Below are 18,508 nucleotides of genomic sequence, written 5' to 3'. Positions count from 1 at the left end.
CGCTTGGGATGATGATAGACTGGGCAGAAAGGAGACCTGCCCCATGGATAGTCCGATCTTCCAGATCCCCGAGCCGCCCGCCGCTCATCTTGAGGAGACGGAGGCGCAGGTCCGCCAGGATCTGGCCTGCGCCTATCGGTTGATCGCCCATCTGGGCATGACCGATACGGTCTATACCCATCTCTCCGTGCGCGTGCCGGGGCCGGGCAATTTCTTCCTGGTCAACCCGTACGGGCTGATGTTCGATGAAATCACCGCCAGTTCCCTGGTCAAGGTCGATGCCGACGGCGCGCCCGCCCAGGAAACCAGCTTTCCCGTCAATCCGGCCGGCTTCGTCATCCACTCCGCCATTCACATGAACCGCCACGACGCCCATTGCGTCATGCATACCCATACGCTGGCGGGCATGACGGTCGCCGCTCAGCAGGGCGGGCTGCTGCCGCTGAACCAGATCAGCATGGAATTCATCGACGAAGTGGCGCTGCACGAATACGAGGGCGTGGCTGACGACGACAATCTGAGCGAACGGGAACGCCTGGTGCGCGATCTGGGCGACAAGCCCTGCCTGCTGCTGCGCAATCACGGCCTGCTGACGGTCGGCCGCACCATCGCCGAGGCCTTCTACTTCATGTATTACCTGGAGCAGGCCTGCCGCATTCAGGTCGCCGCGCAATCCACCGGCGCGCCGCTCGCCATTCCGTCGGTCGAAACTCAGCAACGCACCAAGAAGCAGTTCACCCGTGATGAGAGCCACGGCTGGCTGGTCTGGCAGGCGTTTCAGCGCAAAATGGACCGCGAGCAGCCCGATTACCGGAGCTGATCCAAGCCTGATGCACCTCGCGGAGGCGGCCGCGGCCGCCGCCCCGCAGGATCACTCGGCGCTCTGGTTCTGGTGGCGTCTGCTGGTCTGGCTATGGCAGCTGATTACGCGTCAAGTGTAACCCGCGCCGACGCCACCATGCTGAGTGCCACGGCTTCCGCCACGCGAATGCCATCGACACCTGCCGAGAGAATCCCGCCCGCAAACCCGGCGCCCTCACCGGCCGGATAAAGCCCAGGCGTATTGACGCTCTGGAAATCATCGCCGCGGCTGATGCGCAAGGGGGATGACGTCCGCGTCTCCACCCCGGTCAGCACCGCATCCTCCATCGCAAAGCCGCGGATCTGGCGGTCGAAGGCGGGCAGCGCCTCGCGGATAGCCGCGATCGCGTAGTCCGGCAGGCAGGTCGAAAGATCCGTCGGCGTCACGCCGGGCTTGTAGGACGGGATGACGCTGCCGAGCTTGGTCGATGGCCGCCCGGCCAGGAAATCGCCCACGCGCTGTACCGGCGCGCGGTAATCCTCGCCACCTGCAATGAAAGCCTGCCGCTCCCAATGGCGCTGAAACGCGATGCCGGCCAGCGGTCCGCCGGGATAATCCTCGGGCGTGATGCCGACCACGATACCGGCATTGGCATTCCGCTCGGCCCGCGAATACTGGCTCATGCCATTGGTGACCACCAGGCCGGGTTCGGAGGTCGCCGCCACCACCTGCCCGCCCGGACACATGCAGAAACTATAGACCGAGCGGCCGTTCTTGGCGTGATGCACGATCTTGTAATCGGCCGCCCCCAGGACCGGATTGCCGGCATGGCTGCCGAAGCGGCAGCGGTCGATCAGCGCCTGCGGATGCTCGATGCGAAAGCCCACCGAAAAGGGTTTCGCGACCATGGAGACGCCGCGGGCGTCGAGCATCGGAAAGGTATCGCGCGCGCTATGGCCCACGGCCAGCACGACATGGCGGGTCGCGATGCGTTCGCCGTTCTCCAGCACCACACCCGCGACCTCGCGCTGCCCATCGGGTCCCTGGCCGATATCAAGATCGGTGACGCGGCTTTGGAAGCGGTATTCGCCGCCCAGCGCCTCGATCTGCTGACGCAGGCTTTCGACCACTGTCACCAGACGGAAGGTGCCGATATGCGGCTTGCTGACGTAGAGGATTTCCTCCGGCGCACCGGCCGAGACGAACTCCGTCAGCACCCGGCGGCCCAGATAGTGCGGGTCCTTGATGCCCGAATAGAGCTTGCCGTCGGAAAAGGTGCCGGCCCCGCCCTCGCCGAATTGCACATTCGATTCCGCGGTCAGCACGCCGCGGCGCCACAGTGCCCAGGTATCCTTGGTGCGCTCACGCACAACCTTGCCGCGCTCCAGCACGATCGGCCGAAAGCCCATCTGCGCGAGCGTCAACGCGGCCAGCAGGCCGCAAGGTCCGGCGCCGATCACCACCGGCCGCTCAGTCAGGCCGGCGGGCGCCCGCGCGACGAGTTGGTAGCCCATGGCCGGTGCCCGCCCGATATGCCGGTCTCCCTGCACCCGCGCCAGCACGGCCGCCTCGTCATCCACCGCGACATCGACGGTATAGACCAGCGTAATGGCCGAGCGCCGGCGCGCATCATGGCCGCGCCGGATCACCTCATGACTGCCCAATTGCGTGGGCGACAGGCGCAGACGATCGGCAATGGCGGCAGGCAGCGCCGCCGGGTCATGGTCAAGGGGGAGTTTGATTTCTGTGACACGCAACATGGCCGTAACTCAATGCACCATCTGGATCATGGCATTCACCTTTCCCGCCGCCACCACGAAGGGCTGCGGCCCCAGTGCCAGCGCGCCCTCGAACGGGTAGTCCAGCAGATGGATCAGAACGAGAATGGCAGCGACGGCGGCCGCAAAGGTGACGGCGAAGCTGATCAGCGCGCCGCCATTCTCCACCCCCGCCAGGGTGACGAAGACAGCCAGCACCGTGCCGAAACCGATGAGCAGACACCACAGCAGGCCCGGCACGCCGCTGCCGGTCTCGAACAGGCGGGTTGAGCGCTCGGTATTGGCCCGTTCCAGAAAGGTCAAAAGCTGCTGCCTCGTGCCGAGATCGGCCATATTTGTGGGCTTGTAGCGGGCAACCGTCTGGATCAGCAGGGCGATGCGTCCGGCAACCTCGGAATCCTCGTCGCGCGCGAGACTCATCTGCGCCCATTCATGATGGATGACACCGTCGATATAGCTCCGTTCCGCTTGCAGAATAGGCAGGCCCTCGACGCTGGGCAGAGCGCTGGCCAGCACAGCCGCCCCCTGCAGGTCGCTGCATTCCATTTGCACGGCGCTGCCGGCTTCATTGTATTCGCTCCAGACCTCGCTGAAGACGAAAGCCAGCAGCACGGCAAAGATCACGCCGAGCTGCAGGAACACCGCGGTGCCGATTTCATTATGTCGGCGGCGCAGCTCGACATGCACATGACGATGCACCAACAGACTGACACCCGCCGCCAGCAGAGCTGCCGCCAGGACGATCGCAAGGGCCACCAAAAGGGTCATGGCCGCAGCCCTTAGCAGAGCGCGCGGCCCGCGTCAGCCGAAAGCGCCTGTCCTGGGCGGGGTTCTGCCCAGCCGCACCACACCCAGGCTGCAGGCCAAAGCCAGCACCAGGCAGCTTCCCGCAAAACCGACGACGCCCGGCCAGCCGGCATGGGACCAGAACCAGCCGCCGGCCGTGCCCGCAACGCTGGAGCCGAGATAATAGGCCAGCAGATACAGCGAACTGGCATGGCCCTTGGACCCCGCGGCACGCCGCCCGACCCAGCCGCTCGCCGTCGCGTGGGACACAAAAAACCCGATTGTCAGCAGCACGATGCCCAGCATGATGGTGACAAGGCCAGCCGCCAGCGTCAGCAGCGCGCCGATCAGCGCCATCGCCAGGCCCAGCACCAGCACCCGCGCGCGCCCCAGCCGATCGGCCGCCGCCCCGGCGGTCGAAGACGCGACGATGCCGAAGACATAGACGGTAAACATCAGGCCGATGACGGTCTGGCTGAGGTGATAGGGTGCCGCCATTAGCCGGAAGCCCGCGTAATTATAGACCGTCACAAAGGCGCCCATCACCAGGAAGCCGACGGCAAACAGAAGCGGCAGGCCGCGGTCGGTCAGATGCCCGCCCCAGGCGCTGGCATGAAAGCGCAGGTCGAACCCGCGGCTGCGCGTAAAGGCGCGCGACGGTGGCAAAAGCCGCACGAAGGCAATGGCCGCCGCCACACCCAGCGCGCCGGTCACGCCCAGCGCCGCCCGCCAGCCCCATTCTTCCGCGATAATCCCGGCGCCGACACGCCCCATCATGCCGCCGAAGGCGGTGCCCCCGACATACAGCCCCATTGAAAAGCCAAGATGGCTGCCGTCGATCTCCTCGGCCAGATAGGCCATGGCGACCGCCGGCACGCCGCCCAGCACAAAGCCTTCGACCGCCCGGCAGACCAGCAGAATGGTCCAGTTGGGCGCGAAGCCCGCGGCAATATTCATCAGGGAGGCCGCGATCATCGACCCGAACATCAATCCGCGCCGTCCGGCATTTTCCGACAGCATCGCTGCCAGCACGATGGCGCAGGCGAGCGCCCCGGTCGACAGCGACAAAGACAGCGAACTCGATGCCGGCGTCACACGAAAATGGTGCGCAAACAGCGGCAGCAGCGGCTGCGTGCAATAGAGGAGGGAAAAGGTCGCGAAACCGGCCAGGAACAGGCCCAGGCAAATGCGCGTATAGGCGCGCGTGCCGCGCCGCACGCGTGCCGCGCTGGGTGCGGATGGCCGGTCGTGCCGCTGCTGCATGGCCGCGCGCGGGGTGATCAGGCTGTGACTCTCAGACATGGCGACATCCTTCGCCTGGAAACTGATGCGCACATCATCATTTGTCCAATATATGACACTGTCGTTGGTGATAGCTTTTGGAGATACCGATGGAGCTGCGCCATATCCGCTACTTCCTGGCGGTCGCGGCGGAACGGAATTTCACCCGTGCCGCCGCCCGGCTCGGCATCGGCCAGCCGCCGCTTAGCCAGCAGATCCGCGATCTGGAAGCCGAACTCGGGGCACCGCTGTTTCACCGCCTGCCCCATGGCGCGGAACTGACCGAATCCGGCCGCGCCTTTCTGGTGGAGGCGGAGACCGTCGTCGCCGCCGCCGAACGCGCCCGTGACGCGGCCCAGCGCGCCGCACGCGGTGAGGCCGGGCTGCTCGCCATCGGCCTCACCGGCTCGGCCGCCTTCCACCCGATCGTCACCCGCACCATCCGCAATTTCCGACGGCGCTATCCGCAGGTCCAGGTGACGCTGGCGGAGACCAACACCATGGGCCTGCTCGATCAGCTGCGGCGGGAAGCGCTGGACGCCATCTTTCTGCGCCCGGGGCTTGGCGAACTGGAAGGCCTGCATCTGCACCGCCTGCCGGATGAACCCATGGTCGCCGCCATCCCCAAGGCGCATCCGCTCGCCAAGGCGCGCAGCATCACCTTGGCTGCACTGGCGACCGAGCCGCTGATCCTGTTTCCACCCGCCATCGGGCTCAGCCTCTATCATGAAGTGCTCTCGGCCTGCCGTGCCGCGGGCTTCGATCCCATCACCGCGCAGATCGCGCCGCAAATCTCCTCCGGCCTCAGCCTGGTCGCGGCCGAACTCGGCATCGCCATCGTGCCGCAATCCATCGCGCAGATCACCATCAAGGGCATCGCCTATCGGCGCATCACCGATGTCGTGCCCATCGCCCGCCTCGCTTTGGCCACCCGGACAGGGCGCGAGACAGCGCTGCTCCGTCACCTCATCCAGACGCTGCATGGCGCCCTGTGACTTGTGCCCACTTGGCGAATGACCGGCGATCAGGTCCTTTACGCCCCAGCGCACGGGCTGAAACGCAAAAACACCATCCGCATCTGTCCAGAGCCGGGTGCCACCAGGAGCATGCATGTCGACGATGATCGCGGTCTCCGCCGTCACCAAAACCTACAAATCCGGCTTCTCCGCCCTGAAGGGCATCGATCTCACCATTGCAAAGGGCGAAATTTTCGCCCTCCTCGGCCCCAATGGCGCCGGCAAGACCACGCTGATCAGCATCATCTGCGGCACCGTGACGATGACCTCGGGCGAGATCCAGGTCGACGGACATGACATCCGCACCGGCTATCGCGCCGCGCGCAGCCTGATCGGCCTGGTGCCGCAGGAAATCGCGCTCGATATCTTCGCGACCGTCTGGGACACGGTGCGCTTCAGCCGCGGCCTGTTCGGGCGCGCGCCGAACCCGGCCTATATCGAACGCCTGCTGCGCGACCTGTCGCTGTGGGACAAGCGCGACAGCCGCATCATGGAACTGTCGGGCGGCATGAAGCGCCGCGTCATGATCGCCAAGGCGCTCAGCCACGAACCCGAAGTGCTGTTTCTCGACGAACCCACGGCCGGCGTCGATGTCAGCCTGCGCCGCGACATGTGGGTCCTGGTGCGGCAGTTGCGCGACCAGGGTGTGACGATCGTGCTCACGACCCATTACATCGAGGAGGCCGAAGAAATGGCAGACCGCGTCGGCGTCATCGATGGCGGTCGCCTGCTGGTGGTGGACCGCACCGCGACGCTGATGCGCAAGCTCGGCAAACGGCAGCTGACCCTCACGCTGACGCGTAAAATGACGGCTTTGCCGCCTGAACTCGCCGCATGGCCGGTCGAACTGGACGCCGAGGGCCAGCACCTGACCTATCGGTTTGACGCCAAGGCCGAGGATACCGGCATTCCCAAACTCCTGCATCTGCTCGGCGAACGCGGCATCGACTTCAAGGACCTGGATACCAGCCGGACCTCGCTGGAAGATATTTTCGTGAGCCTTGTGGAGAACCCGGCATGACGCCTCCCATGATCAACCTCGCCGGGATCTGGGCGATCTACCGCACCGAAATGGCGCGCATGCGGCGGACCGTCTGGCAAAGTGTCGCGACACCCGTCATCACGACGGTGCTCTATTTCATCGTCTTCGGCACCGCCATCGGCTCGCGCATTCAACATGTCGGCGGCGTCGGCTATGGCGCCTTCATCGTGCCGGGACTGATCATGCTGTCGCTGCTGACGCAAAGCATTTCCAATGCGTCAATCGCCATCTACTTCCCGAAATTCACCCGCACGATTTTTGAAATCCTCTCCGCACCGCTCTCCTTCGGCGAAGCGGTCTTTGCCTATGTCAGCGCATCGGCGACCAAGTCGATCCTGATCGCCGCCATCATTCTGGTGACGGCGACCTTTTTTGTCCCCGTGCGCATCCTGCATCCGGGCTGGATGGTGGCTTTCACGCTGCTGACAGCGGTCGCCTTCAGCCTGTTCGGCTTCATCATCGGCATCTGGGCGCAAAGCTTCGAGCAGCTCGCCATCATCCCGGCCCTGGTGGTGACACCGCTGACCTTCCTGGGTGGCGCGTTCTATTCGCTCGACATGCTGCCGCAGCCCTGGCGGACTCTGAACATGCTCAACCCCGTCGTCTATCTGGTCAGCGGCTTCCGCTGGAGCTTCTATGGGATCGGCGATGTCGGGGTGGCGGAGAGCCTCGCCTTCACCGCGCTCTTCATGGCGCTGTGCCTTGGCGTGCTGTGGTGGATGTTTCGCACGGGCTACCGTTTGAAACCGTGATGGGCGGAAACACCCTATGCTAGCAGCTCCGTCTTGATCCCTTGCTGCGTCAGCAGGGTAACGGCTTTCTTGTCGAAGGACACAAACCTCTCGCCGCCAAGCCACTCGCCTTCATGCGCCATGATGCCATCGGCAAAATCGCCGCCCGCGATCAATATGGCGAGCCCCGCTTCCACAGCCGGCCGGTTCATCATCACGTTGCCTGTATCCAGCAGGCTGCGAATAACCGCTGCCACATCGTCTTTAGGTAGCTTAGCGCCGTGGCGCAGGACCCAAACCAGCTCGCAGAGGCAGGGTAGAGAGACGGCGATCACCGAGGCTTCTTTGAGCAGCGCACGGGCGGCGCGGCTTTGGTCCGGGTCATCCTGCAGGATGGCCCGCGCCAGGACGTTGGTATCGACCGATACTTTCATTCCTGGTCCAATGTACCAGCCCAGCCGGCAGCGGCAATCCGGTTCATATCGTCGATGGACAAAGGCTTTTTCAACTTAACCTTACCATCCAGAACGCTCAGCACGTCGTCGATCGTGCCGGTCGGCCGTGCCGCGCGCACCCGCAACTCCCCGCCCGGCAGCTTGTCGAAATCAATCCGCTCGCCGGGCTTGACGCCCATATGTTGCAGCAGCTCCCGCCGCAGCGTGACCTGCCCCTTCGCCGTGATAGCCTGGGATGCCATCGGAGTCTCCGAATAGGTAACGGGTGGGATAGTAATGTAAAATCACATTACTATCAAGACTCGCATGATGCCATGGACATCGACGCCACACCCTCTTTTACCTCCTGCCGGTGACGGCACCGCAGTAACACCTGCCCCTGCCGGCCTCATCCGCGTCCGCGCGCGATGAGGTCGAGATAAAGGGTCGTCGTCCAGCCATAGTCGTGAATGACCTGGCGGAAGGGATTCTGCGGATTGCATTCGCCCTTACGCAGCAGCTCAGGCGGCGCGACCTCCTGCCGGTCATCGTAATACTCAAAAAACGTGCCGTGGCTGGCAGCCCAGCGCTCGATCTCGGCGACCGTTGCCCGGTCAATCTCGGCCGCGGCATCGCCGAAGGCGGCATCATAGGGCGCGTAGCGTTCCAGCCCGCGGGCGATCAGCCAGTTGATATTGATCCAGGTCGGCCCACGCCACATGTCCTTCGCATAATGCGCGTGGTCTGCAGCGGCGATGGAGGGCACCGGAAAGCCCGTGCCGAAACCCGCAGGGTCGTGCAGATGCGCCAGCAGCGCGCGCGCCTGATCCAGGCTCGGCGCTCCGCAGATCAGCGGCAGGAAGCCGGCACTCGCCAGCACGGGTGACCGCTCCTCAGCCTGGCTGTCATAGTCGCAATAGAATGACAGAGCCTCGGACCACAGTCTGGCATTGATGCGATGACACAGGGAGGAATGCCGTCCGCCCCACAGCATGGCATCCGCCGCGCGCCCCATTTTGCCTGCAAAACCGGCCAGGATTTCGCATTCCTGTGCGATATAGGCGTTGAAGTCGGTCACGGCCAAAGCGGTCGGGTAGTGAAAATCGAAGCGCGGCGAATTATCCATCCCGCTTTCGCCGCTGCGCGATGTCGGATCACCTTCGATGAACCATTCCAGCAGCCCGTCGCCGTCCTGATCGCGATGGCGCAAATCCCATTCGACGGCCCTGGCCAGGTTCGGATACAGACGCGCGATCCAGTCCGGGTCGGGGGCCGCGTCATTCACCAGCTTGACGCCGAGCGACAAGACCGGCGGCTGCGTATAGCCCGAGGCCGGCCGTGTGGGGGACGCCTGATGCGGCACGAAGCCATCTGAATGCTGATTGTCGAAAACCGCCTCGATCATGCGGCGTGCCAGAGAGATATCGAGATGCCGCCAGCCGATGGCATGAAAGACCGAATCCCACAGCCACATATCCTTATGCGGGAAACGGTCCGGCGTCGTCCAAGGGTGATGCAGCGCGCCTTCGGCGCCTGAGACTTGGCCCTTCATCACCGCCAGCGCGCGGAACAGAATGCAGCGCCGCGCACCATCCGCCGCCGCCAATAACGGCTGCTGCAAAATCCAGGCTGATCGCCGCGCGAGATGTGCGAAAATATCCGAGTGCAGCAGCGCCGCATCGAAATGCGCTGCCGTGCCGATCAGCACGCGGCCGCCCGCGCGCGCGACCCGCAGTTCTGTGCTGATATCTGTCACCGTCACATCGCCCTCGATGAGCAGGTGATAGGGGTCAGCCAGCACGCCCAGCAGGTTGTCGCCCGCGAGGAAAAAGTCGTTGGCGACGGTGGCCTGCGCCGGCGTTGCGGCAAAAGTTAGCCGGGCTGCGCCGGGAAAGACCACAGCAAGACCGGCTGGCGCCGTCTCCGTGCGCAGAATGATGGCACCCTCATGATCCGCCGGATAGGAGCGTTCGACACCGGAAAAGCCGAGCAGCTGGCCGCGATGCCATCCGCCCTGGCCGTAACTGCGCAGCCGGTCGATGAGAGAGAGATCAGTCATGGGCGTCCTCCGGCAGAACTGGCAGATAGCGTGGGGGCCGCGTCAGGCGGCGTGGTGCGCAGCCGCTTTGCAATACCTGAATGTCCACCGCAGCCTCGGCCCGCACGGCCGCAGCGGTGGTGAGATTGTGCGGATGATCGATCCCGATACTGCCACCCGCGACATCCTGCAGCCATACCGCCGGCCGCGCATCCGGCCGCGCGCAAATCACCCTGAAGCGATGCAGCACCAGCCCCTTCACGTGACGGGCGAACAAGCCCGATGCCGGCAGATCGACGCCGAAACATTCAGGATCGGGATAGGAGGCGACCGCCTCCGGCACCCGCAGGCGCACCCGTCGCGCGCCCTCGCCGCCCGGCAATTCGAGATGGATATGGCGCAGGGTCACATCCTCGATCGGGTAGCCCGGAATGCCGGCGATGATCATGGGCATGGAGGCAAAGCTCTGCCTGGCATCCACCTCGGTAATCGTAATGCCGCGCATGCGGCCGGGCGTGATGCCCGCCGGGCCGCGCAGCCGGGCACCGAGGCGCAGGAAGATCGGCGCATGGCGCAGATCGCGCAGGATCAGGCCGCGCACGGTGATATCCTCGATCAGCGCGCCATCGACGCTTTCCAGCGCCAGACCCCGAGACCCTTGCAGGTGATTGTTCGTGATGCGCACGCGACGAAAGCCGCCATTGGATTCGGTGCCGAATTTGATGCGTCCCGTCCGATGCGTGACATCGGCGGTCTGTTCAGGGCCCTCGTTGATCGGGCGGTAGGTGCCATCCATCATGGACCCGATCTCATAGCGGCCGCTCACCCAATTGCCGGTGATATTGATATCCTGGCAGAAAGCCGGAAACCCCAGCGCAAAACTGCTCTTAAGGCAGATGCCGTCGTCATTGGGTGAATTGATCCGGCAACCCTCAACCCGCACGCGCTGGCAGCAGTCCAGATTGACGCCGTCGCGATTGGTATCGATCACCAGCCGCTCCACCACCATATCCCGGCAGCCGGTCGCCAGCACCGCCACATGGCCCGCCTCCAGAATGCGGACATCGCGGATCAGCACCCGCGCGCAATCGAACAGCGCGATCGCCTTATTGCCCACGCCCGGCTGCATCGCCGGCAGATGCCCAGGCTCGTAATCGCCATTGACCAGACCCTGACCCCAGATCAGCCCGGGCCCGTCGATCACCACATCGGTCAGGCCGATGCCCGATAGAAGGGAGTTGCGGAAATGGCTATGGCCGAAATCCTGATAAGGAAAGCGCGCTGCGGCACTATCTTCCGGCAGGTCATAGCCACCGGTCGATGTCGGCTGCTCGGGCGGCTCTGCCGCCAGCAACACCGCCCCGGCCGCCAGATGCAGACGGATACGGCTCGCCAGACGAATGGAAAACGCCGGGTAGGTGCCGGGCGACAGCAGCACGGTGCCGCCGCCGGCATCAGTCGCGCGGGCAATAGCGCGGTTGATGGCCGGGCTGTCCAGCGCCACGCCGTCACCCTGGGCGCCGAAATCCCGCGGGTCAAAGACAGGGGCATGCTGCCACCAGGCATCCTCTTCCTCTGCCATCGCCATCATCCTCCACCCCCCCCTTGAAGACAGGGACGGCATGCTTCTGTAAAGGTCTGAGGATAAAGGGCCACCCAAACCTCTGGAGCCGCCTGCGTGAGTGACGTTGCCACTTCCCGGTCCAGCTGGACCGGACTCCGCGTCTTCAATTTCTTCGCGGCCGCGACACAGACGGGCTACGGCCCCTTCCTGCCGGTCTTCCTCACGCAATCGGGCTGGAGCCAGGGCCAGATCGGCCTCGCCCTCAGCCTGGGTTCCATCGCCAGCACCGCCAGCCAGCTGCCAGGCGGGCTGCTGGTCGATCAGGTGCATCAGCGGCGCTTCCTCTGCGCCGTCGCCATCGGCGTGCTCGGCCTCGGCGCCCTGCTCCTGGCCTTCTGGCCCGGCATCGTGCCGGTTTTCGGCACCCTGATGCTGCACGGAGTGGCGACCGCCGTGCTGGCGCCCGCCATCGCCGCCATCACGCTCAATCTCGGCGGCCGGGATACGTTCGGGGAGCATGTCGGCAGCAATGCCCGCTATGCCTCGCTCGGCAATGCGCTGATGGCGGCCTTGCTCGGCGTCATCGCCTATCATCTCTCGGTGCGCGCGGTCTTTCTCTTCGCGGCCGTCATGACGGTGCCGGCCGTGCTCAGCCTGCTGCTCATCCATCCCGGTCCCGCCGCGCCCAAACAGAGCGCGCCGCATCCGGCCATGCTGCATCCCAAACACCGGCGGGCAAAGCTGTGGCAGGTCTTTTTCGAGCTGCACATGCATGTCTTCGCGGTTTGCGTGACGCTGTTTACGCTCGCCAATGCGGCCATGCTGCCGCTGGCCCTCAACCGGCTGGCCAGAAACGGCCACGCCGTCGATATCGCGACCACCGGCTCCATCATCGCGCTGCAATGCGTCGTGGTGCTGTTCGCGCCGCGCCTCGGCAAAGCGGCCGAACGTTTCGGCCGCCGCCCGCTGCTGCTGCTCGCCTTCGCCGCCCTCCCCGCCCGCGCTTTGCTGCTGACGCTCAATCCCGATGCCCTTCCGCTCATCGCGATCGAGCTGCTGGACGGTCTCGCCGCCGCCATCATGGGCGTGATGATTCCGCTGATCGCCGCCGACCTCACCCAGAAGACTGGCTATCTCAACCTCGCCATCGGCTCCTTCGGCCTCGCCGGCAGCCTGGGTGCGACCTTCAGCACCGCCATCGCCGGCTGGATCGCCGACCGGTTCGGTATCGACTGGGCCTTCTTCGCCCTCGCCTTGCCCGGCATCCTTGGCATCGCGATCATCCTTTTGCTCCTACCCGATACGCGGCCTGCCGAGGATCAGGACATGGAGCCGGTCGCCCAGCCGGGGTGAAAGCCGCGCCGTGACGGCGCATGCCGTTTCGGATGCGAACCACGCCGTCACCCCTCCGTTCGTTGCGTAAGGAACCGGCGGCATTTGCGACCGGATGTCAGCGAAATGACTATTGACCTCGTGAGGTTTTTGGAGACAACACGGACAGCGAAGCACGGCGAAATTTTTTTGGTATAGCAATGACATTGACGAACCGGATGGCGGCGATGCGGCGTGGCTGGACGTTTCTGGCCCTCGCGTTACTCAGCTTTCCACCGGTATGGCCCGCCGCCCAAGCCCAGTCGCTGTCGACCAATCTCTACACCGGCACTGGCACCGTTTTCATTCCCTATACCAATACCAATGGGTCTGGCGTGCTGACCGCGCCCCCGGCCGTCAAAGTCGGATTTGAGAACACCCTCGGCACGACCAATTTCACCATGGACACGGGTTCGGTCGGCCTTGTGGTCAGCCCCGACCAAATCAATACCGCGGGCCTGAAGGAACTGCAGCCGGGGCAAATTACCTATTCCAGCTCCGGCATCGTTCAAAGCGGCAACTATTACGAGACCGAGGTCAATTACTATAACGGCAATACTGTCGTCGCGACCGCGACCGTGCCGGTCCTGGTCGTCACCGATCAAACCTGCCTGCCCAATGCGCGCAACTGCACGCCGAACCCGCACCCTACGGGCGTGTCGCAAATGGGCATCGGTTTCGGCCAGGAACTGGGTGGCCAGCTGGGCGGCACGCCGCAGACCAATCCCTTTCTCAACATCACCGGCACCGCCTCGGGCACCCTGCCCAGTCGCGGCTACGTCATCAGCACCAATGGTGTCACGCTCGGCCTGACAGCCGCGAACACCCAGGGTTTCGCGATGGTGAAACTCGCGCCCTTCCCGGAATTCTCCATCGGCGGCACCGAATGGGTGCTGGCGCCGGCCGATCTCTCCGTCAACGGCACGGTCGGCACCGGCGCCGTCCTCAACGATACCGGCGTCACCGGCATGTATATCACGCCGTCGCCGGGCGCCTCCGCGCAGACGATCACTGAGAACCAGGAATGCGGCTCCGATTGCGCCGCGCCCGGCACCGTCATTCAGGTCTATCTGCCTGGTCAGGCCAACCCGGTCGCAAGCTACGGCTTTACTTTAGGAGCTGTCGTTACGATCGGCTCGGGACCCAACAATCAGGTCAATGCGCAGAACGGCAATCTTCTCGCGCCCATCTTCGTCTCAGTCGACCCAAGCAGCTCAACGACTTTTGTTAATACAACCGTCAATTTCTTTAATGGCTACGATTATTACTACGACGCGAACAATGGTTTCGTGGGCTACCGTTATACGGGCGCGGTCAGCGCCGCCTATGGCGGCTCCACGCCGATGATCGCCCTGCAGGGCAATTTCGCCGTGCCCGACGGTTTTGAGACCAACCTCCCTGTCTATCTGATGAACTATCAGCAGGTGGCGGTGGATACGACGGCCCCCGGCCGTGGCTTTACCGATGAGCCGGGCTCCGTCGTACTCACGACCAGCGGCACAGGTCTTTTCTCGGGCCCGATCAGCGGCCCGGGCAGTCTCGAGATCGGCGGCGGCGCCATTTTTCTCTCGGCCGCCAATACCTATGCCGGCAGCACCCAAGTTGATGCTGGGGCGATGCTGGGCCTGGCCGGGGCCGGTGGCATCAGCAGCTCCATCGGCCTCACCGACAACGGCAATTTCGATATTTCGCTGACCGATTCTGGCGCCGCTGTGAAAAGCCTCGCGGGCGCAGGCAACGTGACACTCGGCGCTCAGACCCTCACGCTCACCAATGCCGACAGCACCTTCGCCGGCACGGTCTCCGGCACCGGCGGCCTTGCCGTCACCGGCGGCACGGAATCCCTCGGCGGCGCGAATACCTATACGGGGCCGACCACGATCGCCAGCGGCGCGACTCTCGCCTTGTCCGGCGCCGGCAGCGTCGCACCCTCGTCTGGCGTCACCGCCAACGGCACCTTCGATATCTCGGCCACCAGCAACGGGGCCAGCATCCGGTCGCTGTCGGGCTCCGGCAGCGTCGCCCTCGGCAGCCAGTCGCTCGTCCTGACCAATGCCAGCGGCAGTTTCGCCGGCTCCATTAGCGGCACTGGCGGCCTTGCCCTGATCGGCGGGGCTGAGACGCTGAGCGGCAGCAATACCTATTCCGGCGGCACCGCCGTCATGGGCGGCGCCGCACTCTCGGTCACCTCCGATGCCGCGCTCGGCGCCTCATCAGGCGCGCTCCTGCTCAATGGCGGCTCGCTCTCGGCGCTTGGCACTATCACCAGCACGCGGCCGGTCGTCATCGGCAGCGATGGTGGATCGATCAATGCCAATGGCTACGAAGTCTCCCTGGGTGGGCCGGTGGTCAGCACTGGCGCCATCACCCTCGCCAATGGCCTGACATCGATCAACGGATCTCTGATCGCCACCAGCCTGTCGGTTGGTCCCGGTGCCACGCTGCATGGCATCGGCACGATCAACGCCCCCACCACCGTCGCCGGCACCCTCGCCCCCGGCAATAGTCCCGGCACGCTGACCTTTACGGCGCCGCTGACGCTGACGCCGTCAGCGACGACCGTCTTCGATATCGACGGCACCGGCATAGGGACGGGCGCGGGCAATTATAGCCGCGTGCTGGTCACCGGCGCAGGCAACAGCCTGACGGCAGCCGGCGTGCTCCAGCCGCTTCTGCGCGGCATGACCGGCAGCGCCACCAACCTCTACACGCCGCCGATCGGGCAAAGCTTCACGGTCGCCGCCGCTTCCGGTGGCATCACCGGCAGCTTCGCCAGCCTGACGCAGCCGCAGGGTCTGGCCAGCGGCACCCGCTTCGATGCGCTGTATGGGCTGGACACCCTGTCCCTCATCGTGACGCCCGCCTCCTACGGCGATCTGGCGGCCGCCGGGATTGCCGCGACAGCCACGGAAACGGCGGTCGGCGCTGCGCTGGACGCCAGCCGCCCGGCGGCGGGGGTGCGCCTCTCCGCCAGCCAAGCCGCGCTCTACCAGCCGCTCTACACGCAAACAGGCGCCACCATCCCGACCGTCCTGGCGCAGCTGGCGCCCACGATCTACGCCGATAATCTGATGACCGAGCGGGATGCGTGGTCCCTGGTCGGTAGCACGGTGGAACAGAGCCTTGACGCCGCGCGCGGCCTCGCTGGCAGCCAGCAGGCGCAGACCGCAACGCTCAGCGGCGGCCGCCGCATCTGGGTGTCTGGCCTCGGGCAGTTCACCAACGTCAACAGCCAGGGCTCACCGGGCTATAACGGATCGACCGGAGGCACCGCTGCGGGCATCGATGCACCCGTCCTGCCCTGGCTGCGTGCGGGCCTGGCCTTCGGCTTCACCAGCCCCGCCATCCAGGATGGAACCGGCGCCAATCTCAACGGCGACGGGTTTGAGTTCCTCGCCTATGGCGCCGCCCAACAGGGCATCGGCTTTGTCGATATGCAGGCCGGCGGCGGCTTTTCGGAAACCACCGTCTGGCGGCCTCAGACGCTTTATGGCGTTCAGGCCCAGGGCCAGACCCATGGCACAACCGGCGGCGGCTCCATCCGGGCCGGGCTGCAACTCCAGGCCGGACCCTGGCAGATACAGCCCAGCCTGTCGCTCGCGGGCGTCAGCCTGCAGCAGAATGGCCTGACCGAGACGCAGGGGGGCGCCACCGCGCTCAATGTCGGCGGCAGTTCCGCCGCCAGTCTGCAGACCCTGCTCGGCGCGCAGGTGCAGCGCAGCCTGGCCCTCAACGATCATATGACCCTGGTGCCCTCCGCACAGATCGGCTGGCTGCATGAACTGATCGATACCAGTGTGCAGGCGACCTCCTCGCTCGTGGCGACGGGCGGCCCATCCTTCGTTGTGACCAGCCCGTCCACCGGCCGCGATGCCGCGGTTCTGGGCCTTGGCACAACGCTGCATACCGGCGGCCCCGTGTCGCTCTACCTTGCGTATAGCGGCACCATCAACGGACAGAGCACGGCGCAGGATCTGACCGGCGGGCTTAGCGTGAGCTGGTAAGATGGGCGACGGGATCTAGGGCATTTCAGGTTTCATTGGAAACGGTGAGAATGCGCTGCGTTGCGTTTGTCAGTTTCGGCCGGTGTAGCCCATACAACACCGTCATACCCGCGCAAGCGGGTATCTTCTGAGGGCGCGGCGCCATTCCCGGCGCGGTGCCGCCTGCACCAGTCAAGAAGATGCCCACTTTCGTAGGCATGACGGGGTAAACTATCCAACCAAGTGCTAACAGACGCTAAAGCACCCGGCCGCGCGATAGAAGGCCCTGCGGGTCCAGCAGCTGCTTCAGCCCGCGCATGAGAGACAGCTCAATCTCGGGCGTCTTGTCCAGAAAACTGTGCCGCTTGGTGCGGCCGATGCCGTGCTCGGCGCTGATCGACCCACGCATGGCATCCGCGATATCGAACAGCATCGCCTCGCAGGCCTCATAGCGATGCGCTGTCACCGGCTCTGGGAGACCCGGCTGCGGCAGCACATTGTAATGCACATTGCCGTCGCCGACATGGCCATAGGCGATGGCGCGCAGATCGGGGAATTCCTGCGCCATGCGCGCGTCGGCGGCCGCGATGAATTGCGCGAGGAGCACCTGTGGGACGGAAACGTCGGTGCGCAGATGCACGGGGGCGACGCGATACTGCGCATCGACGAGATCTTCGCGGATGCGCCAAAAAGCGCTGCGCTGGCCTTCGCTTTCGGCCAGCGCGCCATCCAGCACCAGCCCGTCTTCCATCGCCGTTTCCAGAAAGCTTTCCAGAAGCGGCCGCAATTCGAGGCCCCCGCTGACGGAGGTTTGCAGCAGCACATAGCAGGCGGCGGGTGCGGAGAGCGGATCGCGATTCTCAGGGAAGGCGCCGATGGTCAGGTCCAGACAGGCGCGCGTCATCAATTCATAGGCGCTGAGCAAATCGCACAGGTCGCGCCGTGCGCGGGCGAACAGCGTCAGCGCCGCCTCGGCTGATGGCACCGCCAGGAAAGCCGTCTCCACCGCCGTCGGACGCGGAAACAGTTTCAACGATGCGGCAGTGACGATGCCAAGCGTGCCTTCGGCGCCGATGAAGAGCTGCTTCAGGTCATAGCCGGTATTGTCCTTGCGCAGCAGGCTCAGCCCATCCCAGATGCGCCCGTCCGGCAGCACCACTTCCAGACCCAGCACCAGATCGCGCATCATGCCCCACCGCAGCACATTGAGCCCGCCGGCATTGGTCGCGACATTGCCGCCGACCTGGCAGCTGCCGCGTGCGCCGAGTGACAGCGGAAAGAAGCAATCCGCCGCCTGCGCCGCATCAGTCACGCTTTGCAGAATGCACCCCGCTTCGACCACCAGGGTGAAGCCGGTCGCGTCCAGGCTGCGGATGCGATTGAGCCGCTCCAGGCTGAGGACGATCTCATCGCCCTCCTGGCTCGGGGGTGCTGCTTCCACCAAACCGGTATTGCCGCCCATGGGCACGACCAGCTGGCCGCGCTCGTGACACAGGCGCATGACGGACGCGACCTCCGCCGTATCGCCGGGCCGCACCACAGCGCGGGCGCGGCCGGTCCACCAGCCTTTCCAGTCGGTCTGATAGCGCGCGACATCGGCCGCGGCCGTCAGCACATGGGCGTCCCCCACAATGGCGGCAAGGTCCCTTTGGATCGACATGGCTTTCTCCGGCAGCACAGGC

At 65.0% G+C, this 18,508-nt stretch carries 14 protein-coding genes; 6 read left to right on the top strand and 8 right to left on the bottom strand.

Annotated features, from left to right (window positions below; translation table 11 throughout):
* Positions 1–43 precede the first annotated feature (43 nt).
* Positions 44–820, top strand: a complete 777-nt coding sequence (locus AC3G7M_RS09995; RefSeq protein ID WP_489211650.1) for a class II aldolase/adducin family protein — start codon at positions 44–46, stop codon at positions 818–820.
* A gap of 104 nt (positions 821–924) precedes the next feature.
* Here the strand turns inward: AC3G7M_RS09995 and AC3G7M_RS09990 are convergent, their stop codons facing one another.
* From AC3G7M_RS09990 to AC3G7M_RS09980, 3 genes are read right to left on the bottom strand one after another with little or no spacing between them, the layout of a single operon-like run.
* Positions 925–2,562 carry an NAD(P)/FAD-dependent oxidoreductase gene (locus tag AC3G7M_RS09990; RefSeq protein ID WP_489211648.1) on the bottom strand — a complete coding sequence of 546 codons (1,638 nt, stop codon included), beginning with the start codon at positions 2,560–2,562 and terminating at the stop codon, positions 925–927.
* 9 nt (positions 2,563–2,571) lie between these two features.
* Positions 2,572–3,348 carry a bestrophin-like domain gene (locus AC3G7M_RS09985; RefSeq protein ID WP_489211646.1) on the bottom strand — a complete coding sequence of 259 codons (777 nt, stop codon included), beginning with the start codon at positions 3,346–3,348 and terminating at the stop codon, positions 2,572–2,574.
* A gap of 33 nt (positions 3,349–3,381) precedes the next feature.
* Positions 3,382–4,668 carry an MFS transporter gene (locus AC3G7M_RS09980; RefSeq protein ID WP_489211645.1) on the bottom strand — a complete coding sequence of 429 codons (1,287 nt, stop codon included), beginning with the start codon at positions 4,666–4,668 and terminating at the stop codon, positions 3,382–3,384.
* A gap of 89 nt (positions 4,669–4,757) precedes the next feature.
* Here AC3G7M_RS09980 and AC3G7M_RS09975 point away from each other — a divergent pair, with 89 nt between their 5' ends.
* The 3 genes from AC3G7M_RS09975 (at position 4,758) to AC3G7M_RS09965 (ending at position 7,457) form a co-directional block, all read left to right on the top strand.
* Complete coding sequence (locus AC3G7M_RS09975) at positions 4,758–5,642, top strand: LysR family transcriptional regulator (RefSeq protein WP_489211644.1); 885 nt, start codon at positions 4,758–4,760, stop codon at positions 5,640–5,642.
* A 115-nt stretch (positions 5,643–5,757) separates the two neighbouring features.
* Positions 5,758–6,684: an ABC transporter ATP-binding protein gene (locus tag AC3G7M_RS09970; RefSeq protein ID WP_489211643.1), complete on the top strand. Its 927-nt coding sequence runs from the start codon at positions 5,758–5,760 to the stop codon at positions 6,682–6,684.
* Entirely contained in the window at positions 6,681–7,457 is a 777-nt protein-coding gene (locus AC3G7M_RS09965) for an ABC transporter permease (protein ID WP_489211642.1), read from the top strand. The genes AC3G7M_RS09970 and AC3G7M_RS09965 overlap by 4 nt, the downstream gene beginning before the upstream one ends.
* Before the next feature lie 14 nt (positions 7,458–7,471).
* On the opposite strand, the gene AC3G7M_RS09960 is transcribed toward AC3G7M_RS09965, so the two are convergent.
* From AC3G7M_RS09960 to AC3G7M_RS09945, 4 genes are all read right to left on the bottom strand, one after another.
* Entirely contained in the window at positions 7,472–7,870 is a 399-nt protein-coding gene (locus AC3G7M_RS09960) for a type II toxin-antitoxin system VapC family toxin (RefSeq protein ID WP_489211640.1), read from the bottom strand.
* Positions 7,867–8,133, bottom strand: coding sequence for an AbrB/MazE/SpoVT family DNA-binding domain-containing protein (locus AC3G7M_RS09955; protein ID WP_489211638.1), 267 nt, complete (start codon positions 8,131–8,133; stop codon positions 7,867–7,869). Before AC3G7M_RS09955 ends, AC3G7M_RS09960 begins: the two co-directional genes overlap by 4 nt.
* A 146-nt stretch (positions 8,134–8,279) precedes the next feature.
* Positions 8,280–9,929: an amylo-alpha-1,6-glucosidase gene (locus tag AC3G7M_RS09950; RefSeq protein WP_489211637.1), complete on the bottom strand. Its 1,650-nt coding sequence runs from the start codon at positions 9,927–9,929 to the stop codon at positions 8,280–8,282.
* Complete coding sequence (locus AC3G7M_RS09945; RefSeq protein ID WP_489211636.1) at positions 9,922–11,490, bottom strand: rhamnogalacturonidase; 1,569 nt, start codon at positions 11,488–11,490, stop codon at positions 9,922–9,924. The genes AC3G7M_RS09950 and AC3G7M_RS09945 overlap by 8 nt, the downstream gene beginning before the upstream one ends.
* A gap of 96 nt (positions 11,491–11,586) precedes the next feature.
* Between AC3G7M_RS09945 and AC3G7M_RS09940 the strand changes: the two genes are divergently transcribed.
* Both AC3G7M_RS09940 and AC3G7M_RS09935 read left to right on the top strand, forming a co-directional pair.
* Positions 11,587–12,825 (top strand): MFS transporter, encoded by a 1,239-nt coding sequence (locus tag AC3G7M_RS09940; protein ID WP_489211635.1) that lies wholly within the window; start codon positions 11,587–11,589, stop codon positions 12,823–12,825.
* Positions 12,826–13,004: 179 nt separating this feature from the next.
* Positions 13,005–16,847 (top strand): autotransporter domain-containing protein, encoded by a 3,843-nt coding sequence (locus tag AC3G7M_RS09935; protein WP_489211634.1) that lies wholly within the window; start codon positions 13,005–13,007, stop codon positions 16,845–16,847.
* Between the two features lie 235 nt (positions 16,848–17,082).
* Here the strand turns inward: AC3G7M_RS09935 and AC3G7M_RS09930 are convergent, their stop codons facing one another.
* Entirely contained in the window at positions 17,083–18,486 is a 1,404-nt protein-coding gene (locus AC3G7M_RS09930; protein WP_489211632.1) for an FAD-binding oxidoreductase, read from the bottom strand.
* Positions 18,487–18,508: the final 22 nt, after the last annotated feature.

It is taken from the genome of Acidisoma sibiricum (assembly GCF_057837225.1).
The sequence above is the reverse complement of the archived record's forward strand: the minus strand, read 5'-3'. Positions and strand labels throughout refer to the sequence as shown.